The following is a 16,550-nucleotide window of genomic DNA, read 5'->3' on the forward strand; positions in this document are numbered from 1 at the left end:
TTCCACGCCCTGGCGAGCGTAGCTACGTCAACGTGGCGGTGGCCCGCTAAACCAAAATTTCCTTGATCACATGCCCGTAATCTTGCTCCAGGCGTTGATGTCCCGGGACATTCAAACGGTGCGAATGCAGCCCCAATTGGTGCAACAGAGTCGCATGAACATCGGTCACATAGTGCGGATGTTCGACGGCATGGAATCCGATTTCGTCGGTGGCGCCATGCACGATGCCGCCCTTGATGCCGCCGCCGGCCATCAAGACACTGAAGCCGAAGGGATGATGATCGCGTCCGTCGGAATTCTGTGACCCCGGCGTGCGTCCGAATTCGGTCGCGAACACGACCAGCGTTTCGTCCAACATGCCGCGTTGTTTCAAATCCTGGATCAACCCCGCGACGGGCCGGTCGACCTGCATTGCCAGCTTGGAATGATTCGCCTTTAGTTTCGAATGTTGATCCCAAGCCCCCGCGGCGCCGTCGCCATGCATGATTTGGATGAAACGCACGCCCTGCTCGGCAAATCGGCGCGCCGCCAGCAATTGCTCGCCGAATGGGCGTGTCTCCTTTTGGTCAAATCCATACAGTTTTTTGGTCGCTGCAGTTTCGGTATCGAATCGAATCACGTCCGGCACGGCCGTTTGCATGCGATAAGCCAGTTCGTAGGACTTGATCCGCGCTTCCAATTCCGGGTCATGTGGGTATTGCTCGGCCGCCAAATGGTTCAAGCGACGGACCAGATCGAATCCCAGACGTTGTTGAACGCCCGAAACATCACCTTCGGGGCTTGCGTAATCGAGCGGGTTTTCGGGATCGACCTTCAACGCGACGCTATCGTAGGCCGGCCCCAAGTAGTGCCCGTCGCGTTTGTCAAAAAAACGCGGCCCCATACCGATGAATTGCGGCAGGTTTTCGTTCAGCGTTCCCAGACCATAGTTGACCCAGGCACCGATCGTCGGCACCCGCGGGTCCAACATGTGGCGACCGGAGTGAAATTGGACTTGAGCGCCGTGATTGTCGTCGGTCGTCCACATCGATCGGATCACGGCCAAGTCATCGGCACAGGATCCCAGGTGTGGAAACCAGTCGCTGAATTCGATCCCGCTTTGGCCATGTTTTCGATAGCCGACTTGCAGGGGATAGATCTTGTTGCGTTGTTGTCCGTTGGCATCGTTGACGACGACGACCCGAACGCGTTTCAGTTTTTCGGGGTCTTGGACATCCGCGAACGGGGTTTCGTTGATCGTTTTGCCCGCGTACTTCGTCAGCGCCGGCTTGGGATCAAAGCTCTCCATGTGGCTGACACCGCCGCGCATGAACAACCAGATCACGCTTTTGGCTTTGGGGGCGAAGTGCGGCAATCCGTTCGGCGGCGACCAGGTTGTGCTGCCCACGGTGTCACCCGGTGTGGCGGCGAAGCCGTCACGGCTGAGCATTGCGCCAAGTGCCAGACTGCCAAAGCCCAGTCCGCCCGACAGCATCGCTCGACGATTGACGGTGCGATTCATCACTTCCTCCTCGAAAGGACTTGCGGATTCGCCTCGACATCATCCCAGGTGTCAGTACGAAACACCGACGCGGGCAATCCTTCGCTGTTGACCAGATTGGCGCCCTCGGGATTGGACGCCCAGGCGTAACGCACCGCGACCGGATCGGGCACTTCAGTGCTGCCGACCAGGACGCTCTGTTTGCCATCGGTCTTGGCGTCGGCCCAGTGCCATTGCCGGTCCTTTCCTGCGATCTCGAATCGTTGCAGCGGTTCGCCGTCGCGTGACGCCAGCCCATCACCGGCCTGATCAAAGGTCACGCGGATCGCGTCGACTTCGACCTTGCTGCTGCGATACAGCGGTCCCGAATAGACGATGTCGCGTCCGTAATCCTTGGCCAGTGCCCAGCGGGCCAAACGCTCGCCGGGATCCTTCTTGTTTTTGGGGTGGATGTCATTGGCGGCGCCGACGTCATTGATGATCGCCATTCCGGTTTTTGGCGTGGTGTCCAGGATCAATCGCATTCGATCTTGAAGCAAAGCCCAGGGATCCGGGGTTCCGGGTTGCGTCGACGGGGCGCGAAAGTTTGCCAGTTGGACGAAGTAGAATGAAAAATCGTCGTTCCAACGTTGACGCCAATCGCGAATCATCAACGGCAGCGTCTGGTCGTACGGAACGTGTCCCGGTTTCGCGTTCGCTTCGCCCTGGTACCAAATCGCCCCGCGCATCGCATAACCGACGAAGGGGTGAATCATGGCGTTGTACAGCACGCCGGGTTTGCCTTCGGTGTTCAAGGGGCGTTTGGGCGAGGCGGGTTTTCGCGGCGCACGGCCACGTTCGTCTGCCGGCTTCTTTCGCCAATCGGCCATCGCGGCTTCCCACTGGTCCAGCCGTGCCCGATATGCCAGCTTGGCTTTTGCGGGATCATACGCCTTGTCCGCTTCGATCGCGGCATCGACCAGCTTTTGGGTTCCCGGTAATGTGGCGAGTGCTTCGCGGCTGGTGAAGGTTTCGACGGGTTTTCCGCCCCAAGCCGACTTGATCACGCCGACCGGTACGCCGAGTTCCTGATGCAGCTTTCGAGCAAAAAAGAACGCGACGGCGGAGTAACTGGACAGTGTTTCGGGCGAACAGACGCTCCATTGTCCGGCGATGTCGTCTTGGGGATCGACCGCCGTCGTCGACGCGGCATTGAACATTCGGATCGCGGGCACGTCCGACCGGGCGACTGCGGCGTCGTAGCTGGCCGCACCGCGCATCGTGAACGCCATGTTGGATTGTCCCGACGCAAACCAGACTTCACCAATCAGCACATCGTCGATCGAGATCGTTTCACCACCGCTGCGGATGGTCAGTGTCGCGCCTGACGCGTTCGCTTGTCCCGTCTCGATCCCGACACGCCATTTCCCATCGGCATCCGCTTTGGTCGACGCCGATGTACCGTTCAATTCGACTGCGATGTCGGCGCCGGGCGTTGCCGTGCCCCAGATCGGCGCCGATCGTTCGCGTTGCAGCACCATGTGGTCACTGAAGAAACGGGGGACCGATAGTTCGGCGTGGGCGGTGATCGGGGTGGCCAGGCCGAACGCGAGAAGCAGTAAAAAACGATGCATGGTCGATTGAGGTGAAGGAAGGGATCGGTCGTGGTGTCGTCGTCCTGCCGACAGGTCACTCTATCGCAAGCAGGATTCGCACGCCACAGATTTATCGGATGGTGACGAAGTCATTGTGGTTGACAATGGCCTGGGTCAGACGCGCGCGGATGGCGGTTGCCCGCGCTGCGGCGTCCTGTGTTTGGAACTCGGGGAGGTTCGCCATGGCATCCCAAAAAGCGTGGCATTCGGCCCGCTCGGCTTCGGTCGGTTCACGACAGAGCAGGCGAAAGAACAGTTCGTTGATGAAGTTCGTCGGCGAATCGTCTTCAAGTCCGGTCGTGATTTGTGATGCGATCTCAAACGCCATCTCGATCGCCAGCTTGCTGTTGGAAAGCGCGAGCGCCTGTTGGGGAACGATGCTTTCGTTGCGCCGGTAACACTGCAAGATGTCCGCATCGTCGAACATCGACAGGAACTTGTCTTGCTGGTCGCGAGAGTGTTTTAAATAGACACTGCGGCGCGTCGCGCCCGGGCCCGGATCGACCGAGGGGCCAGCCATTTTCGGGTCCAGCTTTCCACCCAGCGAGAGCAGGCTGTCGCGGACGAGTTGTGATTCCATTCGCTTCGAATTGGCACGCCAGTAGTATCGGTTCGTCGGGTCGCTGGTTCGCGTTTGTTCCTCGGCCTTGGCTGTCGAGGACGACAACTGGTACGCATCGGAGGTCACGATGATGCGGTGCAGGTGCTTGAAACTCCAGCCGGACTGGATGAACTCGGTGGCCAGAAAATCCAGCAAGTCCGCGTGCAGCGGTTTCTCGGCACGCAACCCGAAATCAAACACCGACTCGACCAGCGGGGTACCGAAGTGCCGCATCCAAACCTGGTTGACGGCGACGCGGGCCGTCAACGGATTCTGATCGGACGCAACCCATTTCGCCAGCGTGAGCCGTCGCCCGGTACTGGTCGACGGGTACACCGCCGGGTAATCGGGCCCCTTGTGTTCGGGTGTTTCGAGTGCCTTTTTCGATCCGCGCAGTGATGCATAGCTGGGCGGCTCATCCGGCGACGCTTTCTCCAGTTCTGAAAGGCGTTTCTCGGCGGCGGACTTTTGATCGTTTGCCGCTTTCAACTTCTTTTCATCAGCGGCGTCGGCGACCGCTCGGTATTGAGCATCGGCGATTTTCGCCAGCAGCTGTTTTCTCGCCGCGGCGCCGGCCAGTTCGCGAATTTCCGCAGTCGATCCGGAGCGGACGTATCGGGCGTTGTCGGCTGCGATGGTTGCCTTGACCGATTGCAGCGCGGCGGTTGCCGAGGCCAATCTGGTTTCGGCGACGATCACCGCGCGTTGCGGATCGACCGCGGGCGCGGACGGGGCGCCTGCGTCGGCCAGTTCGACCTCCGGCGGCAATGACTTGATCGAGATCTCGTCAAAGGCGACCGTCGCATCGAATCCGCTCAAGCTGAAGAAGCCCTCGCGCCGATCGGGAAGCCGGTAGGCGACCACAAACTGGTCGTCCAACCACACGTTGACCAATGTGTCACGGACTGCGAACCGCAGGTGGTACCGCTGTGAGACATTGATCGGCATCGCCTTTCGGCCTTGGGCAGGGTACGTGTTGTTGCCTTCGCGTGTGAAAGCAACCTGGACCTTGGGCCCGGGAGCATGGGCACTGGTGTAGACGTAATTGGCGTACGCCGCATCTTCGGATTGGTCGAATCGGAATGTCACCGATTTGTACGTCGATCCGCCCGTCGTGGTGTAGAAACAGTCGACTTGAAAATCGCGTGGCAACGTTTCGGTCAAACGCGCCATCTGTGGCTCGCGGGTGGAACGCGTTTGATGCAGCGCGCCGTCGCGGTACTGCCAGCCGTCGCCGGTCAATTGCCAACGCTTGTCCGAAGGGGCGTCGAAGGTCTCGGTCAGCTCAAACGAAGCTGCGTCGGCGGAAGGGGCCGTCGGTTCGCTCGACGGCGATTCGGCCAGGCGCGTTTTTGCCGCGGCCAATTCCTGTTCGGCTTTCGCGACGGCTGATTCGGCATTGCGAATCGCTTGCTGCTGCACGTAAGAACGCGTGCCGGGGGCGAATGCGGACGGCGGCAACGGCACCGGCCGGACCGGGTCTGCAAACTCGGCCAGGATCTCGGGCACGCCGGGGCTGACCGGATTGTCTTTGTCGGGGTTTGACGGGTCGCCTCGCAGGTGCACGAACGTCGGTCGGTCCACCGAATCGTCAAACACTCGTGGCAGCCCGTCTTGTTCGAAATCCGTCACGCCGGGGATCGGATCCAATCGAACCTGATGTGGTTCAAAGATCGCTCGAAAACGGTAGTAATCCAGCTGCGAGATCGGGTCGTACTTGTGGTCGTGGCACTTGGCGCAATTGAGCGTCAGCCCCAGAAACGCTTTGCCGGTGTGTTCGATCGTGCTGTCCAACCAGGTCGTTCGATTGAACAGGTAGTAGTTTCGTGCCAGATACCCCGTTCCGGCGATCGCATCGGGATCGGAGGGAGCCAATTCATCACCGGCCAACATCTCCAAGATCATCCGGTCGTAGCCCTTGTCGTCGTTCAGCGACCGGATGATCCAATCGCGCCAGCGCCAGAGATGTTTTTGGCTGTAGCGAAGTTGTTGTCCTAATCCGTACCAATCGCTGTAACGCCAAACGTCCATCCAGTGCCGTGCCCAACGTTCGCCATGTTCGGAGCGGGCCAAGAGGTCGTCGACGATTTGTTCCCAGGGACGGTCGTCACGCAACTGGTCTGCCGTCGGCGGCAATCCGATCAAATCCAGGTACAGACGTCGAATGATGATCGATCGCTCGGCCGGGCCGACGGGGTGAACGTTGCCATCAATGCGTTTGGCCGCCAAGAACGCGTCGACGGGATGATCCGGTTGGCCGGGCACCACAGGCAGCAGCGGCATGGTGATCGGCTGGAACGCCCAGTGCTGGGTCGGTGCCGGTGGCGGCGTTTCGTCGGGCGCCTCGGCTCCTTGACGGATCCAACGTCGCAGCAATTCGATCTGGTCCGGTTGCAGTGGGGCGCCGTCTTCGGCCGGCGGCATCCGTTCGCCCGCATCCGCGGTGATTCGAGTCAACAACTCGCTGGCGTCCGGATCACCGGGAATGATGACATCGCCCTGAATCATCAGCGTGCGTGTTTCCAGCCGCAGGTCGGCTTCTTGTTTCAGCACGCCGTGACAGGAGTAACACTTTTCTGCCAACAGCGGTTTGATCTGCGTCAGATAGTCGACGTCGTCATTGGCACCTGCCGAGGGCAAAGTCAACGCCGTGACAAATGCCAGTGTGATCGACAGCCGCGAAACGAAAGGAGGGTGGGGATTGGGGCGCACGGGGACACGCATCGGTAGGAGGTGGGACCCATTAGTGTAGCCGAACCGGCACGAGCGTGTGGTTGGTTGGTGTCTAGCCTTTAGGCGATTCCTCGTTCGCTGCTTCGCAGCGAGTCCGGGAGAGGTGGTCAGTGAAGCGCCCGTACGACGTCCATTGGAGGAGCGTCGCCGCAGAGCCCCCACGGTCGACGGCCCGGAAGGGCCATCGTACTTGTTAAAACAGGCGGCTAGAGCCTGGACACCGACGGGGGAACACAAATTAGCAACCGCCGGTGGCATCGGCTAAGATACCCCCCATGAACCAATCTCCATCCAATCGATCGCGTCGTCGTGACTTCCTGCGATCTGCCGGCGGCGGTGCCGGGATGATCGCGCTGGCATCACTGCTTGCTGGGGACTCGCTGGCCGGGAACGCGGCCGGGTCGGGACAATCCGCTGCGATTCGCCAGCCCCACTTTCAACCGCGTGCCAAGCGGATGATCTGGCTGTTCATGCACGGCGGTCCCAGCCAAGTCGATTTGTTTGACCCGAAACCCGAACTGATCAAGTACGCCGGGAAACCGCTGCCGGAAAGTTTCGGATCGGTGATGACGCGTCGAAAGGTCGCTGACAATCCGCTACTCGGCCCGGTCCGCCGATTCCGCCCACGGGGCCAATCGGGATTGCCGATCTCCGACTTTCTGCCGCACCTTTCCACCGTCGCCGATGACTTGTGCGTGATCCGCTCGTTGCACGGTGACAGCGTGAACCATCCACAGTCGGTGTACCAAATGAACACCGGCAGCATTCTGATGGGGCACCCCAGCTTTGGCAGTTGGCTGGCCTATGGACTGGGCAGCGAAAACGCCGACATGCCGGCCTTCGTCGTGTTGCCCGATCCCGGCGGTGGACTCAAGGGTGGACCTTCGGCTTGGGGCAACGGCTACTTGCCGGCGACCTACCAGGGAACGACGATGCGGCCGGGAAAAACGCCGATCCTGAACCTGGCCCCGCCCCGTGGAATCTCGGACGTTCGGCAACGCGAAACGTTGGATTTCGTTCAGCGACTGAACCAAAACCACCTGGTCGGTCGTGAAGACGATGACGACTTGGCGGCCAGAATCGATGCCTATGAACTGGCGTTTCGCATGCAGTCGGCGGCGCCCGAAGCGGTGGATTTTTCGCAGGAGTCTGCCGCGACGCTTTCGATGTACGGGATCGATGACAAGACCACACGCGATTTCGGCGAGCGTTGTTTGTTGGCCCGGCGGATGATCGAACGCGGTGTCCGCATGGTTCAAGTCTATTCGGGGGACACCAATGGTTGGGACGCCCATCAAGACGTCGACAAGAACCACAGCGAATACTGTGCAAAGACCGACAAGCCGGTCACGGCGCTGTTGAACGATCTGAAGCGATCCGGTTTGCTCGATGAGACGCTGGTCGTGTGGTGCGGCGAATTCGGACGGATGCCGATGAGCGAACAGGGCAAGGGCCGCGATCATAACCCGTGGGGATACTGCGGTTGGATCGCCGGAGCCGGGATCAGTGGCGGGCGGGCTTACGGATCGACCGACGAAGTCGGATTGCGAGCCGCCGAAGATCGGGTGCACGTCAACGAGTTCCACGCGACGCTGTTGCATCTGATGGGGCTCGACCACCGGGACCTGACGTACTTTCACAACGGGCTGGACGAACGTTTGACCGGACCCAGCGAAGTCGACATCGTCGAGGGGCTGCTGACATGATGTGTTTTCTTGCGAGATTCCCGTGGACCGCGCGGCTGCTGGTGCTCGGCTGGTTCGCCACGACGCTGACGGGCGCCGTCGCGGACGATCCCGGTCACGATGCAGTCACCGAGGTCGAAGAGGAAGAAATCTCGGACTTTGATCGCAATCATTGGGCGTTCCAACCGATCGTGCGTCCCGCGTTGCCTGCGGTCAAACAGATCGATTGGCCGCAGACGGCGATCGATCGATTCATTCTGGCTCGCTTGGAAAAAGAATCGCTTGACCCGGCTCCGATGGCCGATCGCGCCACCTTGATCCGCCGACTCTGCTGGGACTTGACCGGTTTACCGCCGACGGTGGACCAGGTGCAACGTTTCGTATCCGACCCGCGGCCCGGTGCCTACGCGCGGCTCGTCGATTCGCTATTGGCGTCTCCAGAATACGGAAAGCATTGGGGACAGTTCTGGTTGGATCTGGCACGTTATGCGGACACCGATGGATTTGAACACGACAAGATTCGTGAACAGGCGTGGAGGTACCGCGACTGGGTGATCGATGCGATCAATCGTGACTTGCCTTACGACACCTTTCTTCGTTGGCAGCTTGCCGGTGATCTGGATTCATCCGGCGGCGAAGACGCCACGACGGCCACGGCGTTTTGTTTGTCGGGGCCCGACATGCCCGACATCAATTCGATGGACCAGCGCCGCCATGTGCTGCTGAACGAAATCACGTCGACCGTCGGGTCGGTGATTCTGGGGCTGCAATTCGGCTGTGCCCAATGCCATGACCATAAGTATGATGCGATCAGCCAGGCTGACTTTTACCGCTTGCGGGCGTTCTTCGATTCGTCGATCCGGTTGCGTCAAAACCAGTCAGTCAGTGTCTTGGCCAGCTATGACGATTCGCCGCGAACCCACTTGATGATCCGCGGCGATTGGCGGCGCAAGGGCTCGGCATTAAACCCGGCGTTTCCGCGGATTGTGAACGAGCCCGACGCGACGCCCTCGTCGGACGCATCACCGCGCGGTGAACTGGCCGATTGGATCACCGATCGATCCAACCCGCTGACGGCACGCGTGTTTGTCAATCGGATCTGGCAACAACACTTCGGAACGGGGCTGGTCGCAACGCCCAGCGACTTCGGTGTGATGGGGGATAGCCCGACGCATCCGCAGTTGCTCGATTATCTGTCGGACGAATTGATGCGCAGTGATTGGAGCATCAAACGGCTTCAGCGGATGATCGTGATGTCCGGCGTGTATCGGGTTTCCGGCTCACGCCCGACAGAAGGCCCGGAGCGAGGATTTTGGGATCGCTCCTTGGCGGCCGATCCGGATAACCGCTGGCTCAGCCGGTTTCCTCGCCGCCGATTGGACGCCGAAGCGATTCGGGACGGATTGTTGGCGGTCAGCGGTTCACTGAATCACGAAATGGGTGGCCCTGGGGTTCGGCCGACGTTGCCCGCGGAGATGATCAAAACGCTCAAGTCGGGACAGTGGAAAGTGACGCCCTCGGTGGACGACCATCACCGTCGCAGCATCTACATCTTCGCCCGGCGTAATTTGCGTTACCCGTTTTTCGCGACCTTCGATCGCCCCACGGCCGACCAGCCGTGTGCGCGAAGGAACCAATCCACCACCGCCATTCAGTCGCTGACGCTGCTCAATTCTGAATTAATGGTGAAGTCGTCCGAGCGGTTGGCGAGTGCGGTTTCTGCCGGAGATGCCGACGTCAACTCACAGATCGATTCGCTGTATCTGCGACTGTATTCGCGCAGCCCAGGCGCGGCGGAAGTGAAGGCGGCGACAGCCTTCTTGGCCGGCGGTGCATCGCTGAGAGACCTTTGCCGGGCAATGTTGAACTCGAACGAGTTTCTGTATGTGGATTGAAATGCACCCTCCCTTCTGATTGACACAATTTTCTTACCTCCAAAATCTTTTTCGCTCCCCAATCATGCCTCGTTCCCAGGCGGAGCCTGGGAACGGAGATTTCCAGAGGCTCCGCCTCTGGTTGCACGCAGTGTGTGGCGGGAGCCACACCTGCAGTGCGTTCCCAGGCGGAGCCTGGGAACGAGGCATCGCTTCCTCCCTCTCCGCCCAACCGTACACTGTTTATGCGGCGGAAATCAGAGGAGGGATGGCAGCATGATGGGACGCATCGACTGGACCGTAACCGCTGATCCGGTTCACGACTCGTCCGAGTCACCGGCGCGCAAGTAGGCCGAAATCGGCACGGCCAGCACGGCTCCGATCACAGGCGCCGTCAGGTAGATCCACAACGATTCCAGCTGGTTTCCGACGAACGCCGGGGCGATCGAACGGGCGGGGTTCATCGACGCGCCGCTGATCGGTCCCCCGCACAGCACTTCGAACGAGATCACGCCGCCGATCGCCAGCCCCGCCGTGATGCCTTTTTCTTTCGCCCCCACGCTGACGTTCAGAACGACGAACAGCAAGATCAGCGTCAGCATGATTTCAAAGACGAATGATTGCCACCACGGACCTGCCGGCAGCGTCGGTCCCAAGCTGGATTGATCGGGAAACAGAACTCGCAGCAGCGCACTGGCCAGAATCGCCCCGATGCACTGGCTGGCGATGTAGGGGATCACGTGTTTGCCTTCGAAGCGTCGCCCGACCCAGAACGCGATGGTCACGGCGGGATTGATGTGGGCCCCGGAAATGTCCCCGATCGAATAGATCATCGCCGAAACCACCAGCCCCCAGGCCAAAGCGATGCCGACCAGCGAGACGCCGCCTTCGGTGACATTGTTGACCACGACCGATCCGGTTCCGACAAATACCAACACGAAGGTGCCGATGACTTCGGCGATATATTTTTTCATCTTCCTGGACGCTGACCTGACATGAGGGGATTCGGTAATGGGTTCGGCAGATGATAACAATCTGCCCGGGGAGATGCGCGGCCGGGTGGCCGTGTCGATCGACAGCGAGAGACACCGTTCAATCGCTACGACCGGAATATTCCCGTCGAAAGCGTGTGACAGATCCGTCAATCGGGGCATCGCAGTGGGGCGTGGAACACCACCACTGACCTAGCTTTGCATCGAAGTTGAATCCCCCCCCTTTTGTCTTTCCCACCCGACATTGACGTGAATCGTTGTCTTCGAACGCATCGCCGTGCCAACAGTCGTTCTCGAAAGGGCGCGGCGATGATCGAATTCGCCGTTTGTTTGCCGGTGTTCTTGCTGATCACAATGGGGACGATTGAAACCTGCCGGATGATTTATTTGCGACAGTCCCTGAAGATCGCCGCTTACGAGTGCGCACGACTTGCGGTTGTGCCGGGGATCACTCCGGCGGATTTGCAGGATCAGTGCGATGTGATCTTGCTGGGACGAAACATTAAGAATTACGCATTGAATTGCACGCCGTCGGACCCTTCGTCATTGGACTACGGGGAGATGTTTGTTTCAACGGTTGACGCACCGGCGTCGGAGAACGCTCTGCTCTCGACATGGATCTACGGCAGTGCATCGGTGTCTGAGTCTGTATCCATCATGATCGAGTATTAGCCAATGGTCTGTCGGGCGACGATTGCGAATCAAAAGACGTTTCCGGCGAATCGGCGTGGAGCGACGATGGCGATGCTGGCCGTGTTGATGCCCGTGATGATCGCGGTGGCTGCGTTTGCAATCAATGTCGCGCACATGGAGATGGCTCGTACCGAGTTGCAGATCTCAATGGATGTGGCGACTCGTGCGGCGGGCCGTGTGCTTGCTGTCACCGGCGATCAGCAGCAAGCGGTTCAAATTGCCGAGCAGCTGCTCAATGCGAATCCCTATGCGAACCAAACATTGGCGTTGAGCGAGGCTGAGATCACTTTCGGTGTTTCAACACGGCTGTCTGAAGTTGAGCGTTATGATTTCGGAATGGGGAATAATCCGAACGCGGTGAAGATAGAATCCAACGGAACGAACCACGTCCCAACGCTTTTTCCGTCCATGGGCGTTCCCATTCAGATTCGACCGATAAAAACGTCCATCGCCACCAAGGTGGAGCTCGACATCGCGCTTGTAATCGACCGCTCCGGGTCGATGGCGTATTCGACGTCCGAAGAAGCCGACGGGAGCGGTCCGGACGCCGCAGATGATGATTGGGAATGGGGGGATCCGGTGCCTCCGAATTCACGCTGGCTCGATACCGTCGCGGCGGTGGATACGTTTTTGCAGGTGATGGAACAGTCGCACCATGACGAGAGAGTGACGCTGACCACGTATGCATCCAAGGCACACGTTGATCTTGATCTGACCAATGACTACAACGCCGTCCGCCACGTGCTGGATGGTTACAGCGCGGCGTTCGGTGGCGGAGGCACGAATACAGGGGAAGGGATTACCAAGGGCAGCGCCGCGGTACAGAAAAAGAACCACGCTCGCCCATGGGCGGCGAAAGTGTTGATCGTCATGAGCGACGGGCTTTCCACGACGGGGACCGAGCCCGTTTCTGCGGCACAGATGGCTGCCGAGGATCAGGTCATGGTGTACTCCGTCAGCTTTTCCGACGAAGCGGACACGGTCACCATGGGCGAGATTGCCGAAGCGGGATCGGGGAAACACTACCACGCCACCGACGGTACGCAGCTCATTCAGGTTTTCGAAGACATCGCCCGCGGGCTTCCCACACTCATCACGTTCTAGTTCGAGTATTCGATGAATCTGGATCGATCTTTCCGTCGCAGAAAAGCCGCTCGAGGAGCGACGACGGTCGAGTTCGCACTCGTCTTCCCGCTGATCATTCTGTTTTTCACGTTCACCTTCGAGGTCTGTCGCGTGTTGATGTTGCAACACACCGCCGATACCGCCGCCTATGAAGCGGCTCGGTCGGCGATGGTCCCCGGTGCGACGGCCGCCGAAGCGGAGCAGGTCGCACAACTACTGCTCGACAACGCGGGGCTGACACTCGCAGACATCCACGTCACTCCTGTCGACATTACGGACGAAACCGCATTGATAACGGTCGAAGTTTCGATTCCGGTGAACGAGAATTCGTGGATCGCACCTTCGCAATTTGCCAACTTTGTGGTCTCCAGTGAGGTGACGTTGATGTGCGAGCGACCGCCATTGGTGAAACTTGCCGCAATGACAGACTTGAGTGCAAAAAAAGACCGGATGAAGAACAACACCGCTGGGCTTTAGTCGGGCAATTGTTGGGGATGGTGGTCGTGCCCTTCACCAAGCGACTCGCAAACAACCACCGATGATTCCCTGTGATCGACCCGCCCGCGCCCCCTCGGACGCTTGACCCCACCCTTCGCGACGTCGCTCGATTGCAAGGTCGCTCAGCGCGACGCATCTTCGACGGAGATGTCATCGGAAGTAAGCCCACGGATGGCAGCGCGAACCCACGGATGGCAGTGGAGTAGTTGTGTACGTCGATTGCGGACAGTCAGCCCTACTGGCGTCTCAATCCCACAATTTCCACCAGCGACTTTCCAAAATTGGCTGCAATTCCCCACCGAGAGCCCAACGCCTTCATGTACGACCGACAGCGATTCATGTTGAAGCTGTTGTCTTCAAACAGCGCAGTTTGACACAAGACGACTTCGTCTTCGATCAAGAAACAACGCAATGAAGACTTCCGCAGTTGGGTGTCCGTGTACCGTGCTTCGGCAGTCGGATTCACGGTTACTTTCATTCCCTGGTGCCTGAGCCCAAACAGCAACAGCTTTTCAAAGACCTCTTCGCCATAGCCGGTTCCGTGCTCTCGATAAACATCTCGTAAAACGTTGCGTACTGATCGACCGATGTCCCGAGTTGCGCCAGAAACACTTCCTTTCCAGTATTTCCAATCTTCAACGAGTCGTGGCGGCGTTGGAGTGTATGCCACGCGTTCGACAATGACGCGGTCAAGTCCCATGTTGACCAATAGCCCCAGCGAATCCCTTCGGCATTTTAAATAGTCAAATAGCTGGACGAACTCTGCGGGCGAGGGATGACGTGGAACAGCTTTTAGTTCGATCGTGATCTTGCCCCAAACAACGAAATCTGGGATCAACCGGTAGACTTGTTCACCGTATAAAAACAATGGGTGAATCGGTTTGCTAACAAACGGGACGTCATTGTTTCTAAAGCAGACGACTAATGCCTGGTGATAATCTTCTTCGTCACGCCCTACTCCGACGTTATTCTGAACATCAAAAAAGCAATGACGAATTGCGTGCGTGCGGTCTTCGTAAAGAATTGCCATGAATAGCCACCCCCAGATGAGAGCAGCGAGGGTACTTCCCGCAGGTAGCTGCGCGAACCCTCGAATCTAACATTCCACTGTTATCCGTGGGTTCGCGCTGCTATCCGTGGGTTCAACACTCTTACACGCATTCGGCTACTTTGAATTGTGCTAGCAAAGACAAAGGAAAACCTTGTATGACACCCGAGCTGATTGTCTGTGTCGAAACGATTGTCCGTGGGCGGATGGAGGGTCAGGGGGCGGGGCATGGGTTTGATCATGTCGGGCGTGTGCTTCGTTCGGCGAGGCACATCCGGGCGGAAGTCGGGGGTGACCGGTCGATCGTCGATCTCGCCGCGCTGTTGCATGACGTCGGCGACGCGAAGTTTCATGACGGGATCGAAAAGAGCGCGGAGCTGAGTCGCGAAATCCTGGGTGAACTCGGCGTCGATGCGCCGGTCATCGATCATGTCGCACACATCGTCGACAACCTGTCCTTTCGCAAAGGCGATGCTGCGGCGCCGTTGTCGATCGAAGGGCAGATCGTGCAGGACGCGGACCGACTGGATGCGTTGGGGGCGATCGGAATCGTACGGACGATCGAGTATGGCGCGGTGTTCGGTCAACCCTTTCATGTCTCGGGCAATGGCGACGGGGCGGAAAAAACCGGCCTGCGCCATTTCGACGACAAGTTGTTTAAACTGCACGCCCTGCTCAACACCGAACCGGCTCGCCGCATGGCCCGACAACGTGAGGCGTTCATGAGACAATTCGTCGATCAGTTTTTGGACGAATGGGGCGAGGGTGACGGTTGAGCGACGACTGAATCCCCACCGATGGCAAAGCGTACCGACGGATGTCATAGTGGTGATCGTAGTTTTCGGCCACGAACCCTTCGCCCATGAGTTTTCATGAATCATTCGCGAAACGTGATCCACCCGCGTGACGAGATCATGCAGACGATGGATCGGATCTATCGGTATCGGATGACGACCACGTCCGGCGGCAACCTTTCGATCCGCGATGCGTCGGGCGACATTTGGATTTCACCGGCACGCGTCGACAAGGGGAACTTGACGCGGCGGGACATCATTCGTGTGCGCGGCGATGGCAGCGTCGACGGTCCGCATCCGCCGTCTTCGGAGTTTCCGTTTCACAAAGCGATCTACGATGCCCGTCCGGATGTTCGATCGGTCGTCCACGCGCATCCGGTCGCCCTGGTGGCGTTCAGCATCTGCCGCCAGACGCCCGACACGCGACTGTTCCATCAAGCGTATTCGGTCTGTGGCAAACTCGGTTTTGCGCCCTATGCCTGCCCCGGCAGCAAGCAGCTGGGCGCGAACATCGCGGCCTCGTTTGCCGAAGGGGCTGACAGTGTCATCTTGGAAAACCACGGCGTCGTCGTCGCCGGCGATTCGCTCTCCGACGCCTTCAAGCGATTCGAGGCGTTCGAGTTTGCCGGCAAGACGCTGATCAAGGCTGCGGCATTGGGGAACGTCAATTTGCTGGACGATCGTCAATTGGCACAGGCCGCCGGTCGCAGTGTGGATTTCGAGAGCTTTGATCCACCGACTGCGGGCGCCAGCGAGTGTGAGTTGCGGCGACAACTCTGTGACTTTGTTCGCCGCGGATGCCGCCAGCGTCTGTTGATCAGCACCGAAGGCAGTTTTTCCGCTCGGGTCGATGGCGAGGCGTTTTTGATCACGCCGACTCAACAGGACCGCGAGCAACTGGGGGTCGACGATTTCGTCTTGATCGATGGCGACCGACGCGAGGCGGGAAAACTGGCCAGCCGTGCCGCCAAGGCGCATCAAGCGATCTATCGCAAGCATCCGCACGTCCAGGCGATCGTGTTTGCACATCCGGTCAACGCGACGGCGTTCAGTGTCACCGACAGTGACTTTGATGTTCGGACGATCCCCGAAAGCTATGTGTTCCTGCGCGACGTCCGCCGGGTCCCGTACGGCGTCCAGTTCGGCGACGGCGATCAGATCGTCGACTATGTCAATGAGAAAACGCCGGCCGCGATCCTGGAAAACGACGGCGTGGTCGTGACCGGACGCAGTGTCTTGGACGCGTTTGATCGTTTGGAAGTGCTGGAGTCGACTGCTGAAGCGGTGATCAACGCCCGATCGATCGGTTCGGTCCAGGCCATGTCCGACGACGTGATTGATGAACTGTGCCGCGAATTTGACCTCTGACCGGTGCCAGTCGGTAAAATGTCGT

12 protein-coding genes are annotated in these 16,550 nt (G+C 59.1%); 7 read left to right on the forward strand and 5 right to left on the reverse strand.

From position 1 onward, the window contains the following. Positions 1 to 46: 46 nt before the first annotated feature. From Mal15_RS20960 to Mal15_RS20970, 3 genes are all read right to left on the reverse strand, one after another. Complete coding sequence (locus Mal15_RS20960) at positions 47 to 1,501, reverse strand: DUF1501 domain-containing protein (RefSeq protein ID WP_147869552.1); 1,455 nt, start codon at positions 1,499 to 1,501, stop codon at positions 47 to 49. Next, a complete protein-coding gene (locus Mal15_RS20965) occupies positions 1,501 to 3,093 on the reverse strand; it encodes a sialate O-acetylesterase (protein ID WP_147869553.1) in 1,593 nt (530 codons plus the stop codon). The genes Mal15_RS20960 and Mal15_RS20965 overlap by 1 nt, the downstream gene beginning before the upstream one ends. A gap of 91 nt (positions 3,094 to 3,184) precedes the next feature. Continuing rightward, positions 3,185 to 6,439 (reverse strand): PSD1 and planctomycete cytochrome C domain-containing protein, encoded by a 3,255-nt coding sequence (locus Mal15_RS20970; protein ID WP_167546949.1) that lies wholly within the window; start codon positions 6,437 to 6,439, stop codon positions 3,185 to 3,187. A gap of 284 nt (positions 6,440 to 6,723) precedes the next feature. Here Mal15_RS20970 and Mal15_RS20975 point away from each other — a divergent pair, with 284 nt between their 5' ends. Both Mal15_RS20975 and Mal15_RS20980 read left to right on the forward strand, forming a co-directional pair. Then, a complete protein-coding gene (locus Mal15_RS20975; protein ID WP_147869555.1) occupies positions 6,724 to 8,154 on the forward strand; it encodes a DUF1501 domain-containing protein in 1,431 nt (476 codons plus the stop codon). Further along, entirely contained in the window at positions 8,151 to 10,028 is a 1,878-nt protein-coding gene (locus tag Mal15_RS20980) for a DUF1549 and DUF1553 domain-containing protein (RefSeq protein ID WP_147869556.1), read from the forward strand. Before Mal15_RS20975 ends, Mal15_RS20980 begins: the two co-directional genes overlap by 4 nt. Positions 10,029 to 10,324: 296 nt before the next feature. On the opposite strand, the gene Mal15_RS20985 is transcribed toward Mal15_RS20980, so the two are convergent. Next, positions 10,325 to 10,981 carry an MIP/aquaporin family protein gene (locus Mal15_RS20985; RefSeq protein WP_147869557.1) on the reverse strand — a complete coding sequence of 219 codons (657 nt, stop codon included), beginning with the start codon at positions 10,979 to 10,981 and terminating at the stop codon, positions 10,325 to 10,327. 267 nt (positions 10,982 to 11,248) lie between these two features. Between Mal15_RS20985 and Mal15_RS20990 the strand changes: the two genes are divergently transcribed. The 3 genes from Mal15_RS20990 to Mal15_RS21000 all read left to right on the forward strand — a co-directional run bounded on the left by Mal15_RS20990 (position 11,249) and on the right by Mal15_RS21000 (position 13,294). Beyond that, complete coding sequence (locus tag Mal15_RS20990) at positions 11,249 to 11,671, forward strand: TadE/TadG family type IV pilus assembly protein (RefSeq protein ID WP_233902931.1); 423 nt, start codon at positions 11,249 to 11,251, stop codon at positions 11,669 to 11,671. 66 nt (positions 11,672 to 11,737) lie between these two features. Continuing rightward, complete coding sequence (locus Mal15_RS20995; protein WP_167546950.1) at positions 11,738 to 12,796, forward strand: VWA domain-containing protein; 1,059 nt, start codon at positions 11,738 to 11,740, stop codon at positions 12,794 to 12,796. A 12-nt stretch (positions 12,797 to 12,808) separates the two neighbouring features. Continuing rightward, positions 12,809 to 13,294: a TadE/TadG family type IV pilus assembly protein gene (locus tag Mal15_RS21000; RefSeq protein WP_147869559.1), complete on the forward strand. Its 486-nt coding sequence runs from the start codon at positions 12,809 to 12,811 to the stop codon at positions 13,292 to 13,294. A 256-nt stretch (positions 13,295 to 13,550) separates the two neighbouring features. On the opposite strand, the gene Mal15_RS21005 is transcribed toward Mal15_RS21000, so the two are convergent. Then, on the reverse strand, positions 13,551 to 14,345 hold the full coding sequence (locus Mal15_RS21005) for a GxxExxY protein (protein WP_147869560.1): 795 nt from the start codon (positions 14,343 to 14,345) through the stop codon (positions 13,551 to 13,553). Positions 14,346 to 14,521: 176 nt separating this feature from the next. Between Mal15_RS21005 and Mal15_RS21010 the strand changes: the two genes are divergently transcribed. After that, a complete protein-coding gene (locus Mal15_RS21010) occupies positions 14,522 to 15,139 on the forward strand; it encodes an HD domain-containing protein (protein WP_147869561.1) in 618 nt (205 codons plus the stop codon). A gap of 96 nt (positions 15,140 to 15,235) precedes the next feature. After that, positions 15,236 to 16,525, forward strand: a complete 1,290-nt coding sequence (locus Mal15_RS21015; RefSeq protein WP_147869562.1) for a class II aldolase/adducin family protein — start codon at positions 15,236 to 15,238, stop codon at positions 16,523 to 16,525. Positions 16,526 to 16,550: the final 25 nt, after the last annotated feature.

It is taken from the genome of Stieleria maiorica (genome assembly GCF_008035925.1).
Taxonomy (GTDB): domain Bacteria; phylum Planctomycetota; class Planctomycetia; order Pirellulales; family Pirellulaceae; genus Stieleria; species Stieleria maiorica.

What these genes read in the sequence shown, in the direction of transcription:
- Mal15_RS20960 (WP_147869552.1), bottom strand. Translation starts at nt 1,501, where the DNA reads ATGAATCGCACCGTCAATCGTCGAGCGATGCTGTCGGGCGGACTGGGC.
- Mal15_RS20965 (WP_147869553.1), bottom strand. Translation starts at nt 3,093, where the DNA reads ATGCATCGTTTTTTACTGCTTCTCGCGTTCGGCCTGGCCACCCCGATC.
- Mal15_RS20970 (WP_167546949.1), bottom strand. Translation starts at nt 6,439, where the DNA reads ATGCGTGTCCCCGTGCGCCCCAATCCCCACCCTCCTTTCGTTTCGCGG.
- Mal15_RS20975 (WP_147869555.1), top strand. Translation starts at nt 6,724, where the DNA reads ATGAACCAATCTCCATCCAATCGATCGCGTCGTCGTGACTTCCTGCGA.
- Mal15_RS20980 (WP_147869556.1), top strand. Translation starts at nt 8,151, where the DNA reads ATGATGTGTTTTCTTGCGAGATTCCCGTGGACCGCGCGGCTGCTGGTG.
- Mal15_RS20985 (WP_147869557.1), bottom strand. Translation starts at nt 10,981, where the DNA reads ATGAAAAAATATATCGCCGAAGTCATCGGCACCTTCGTGTTGGTATTT.
- Mal15_RS20995 (WP_167546950.1), top strand. Translation starts at nt 11,738, where the DNA reads ATGGCGATGCTGGCCGTGTTGATGCCCGTGATGATCGCGGTGGCTGCG.
- Mal15_RS21000 (WP_147869559.1), top strand. Translation starts at nt 12,809, where the DNA reads ATGAATCTGGATCGATCTTTCCGTCGCAGAAAAGCCGCTCGAGGAGCG.
- Mal15_RS21005 (WP_147869560.1), bottom strand. Translation starts at nt 14,345, where the DNA reads ATGGCAATTCTTTACGAAGACCGCACGCACGCAATTCGTCATTGCTTT.
- Mal15_RS21010 (WP_147869561.1), top strand. Translation starts at nt 14,522, where the DNA reads ATGACACCCGAGCTGATTGTCTGTGTCGAAACGATTGTCCGTGGGCGG.
- Mal15_RS21015 (WP_147869562.1), top strand. Translation starts at nt 15,236, where the DNA reads ATGAATCATTCGCGAAACGTGATCCACCCGCGTGACGAGATCATGCAG.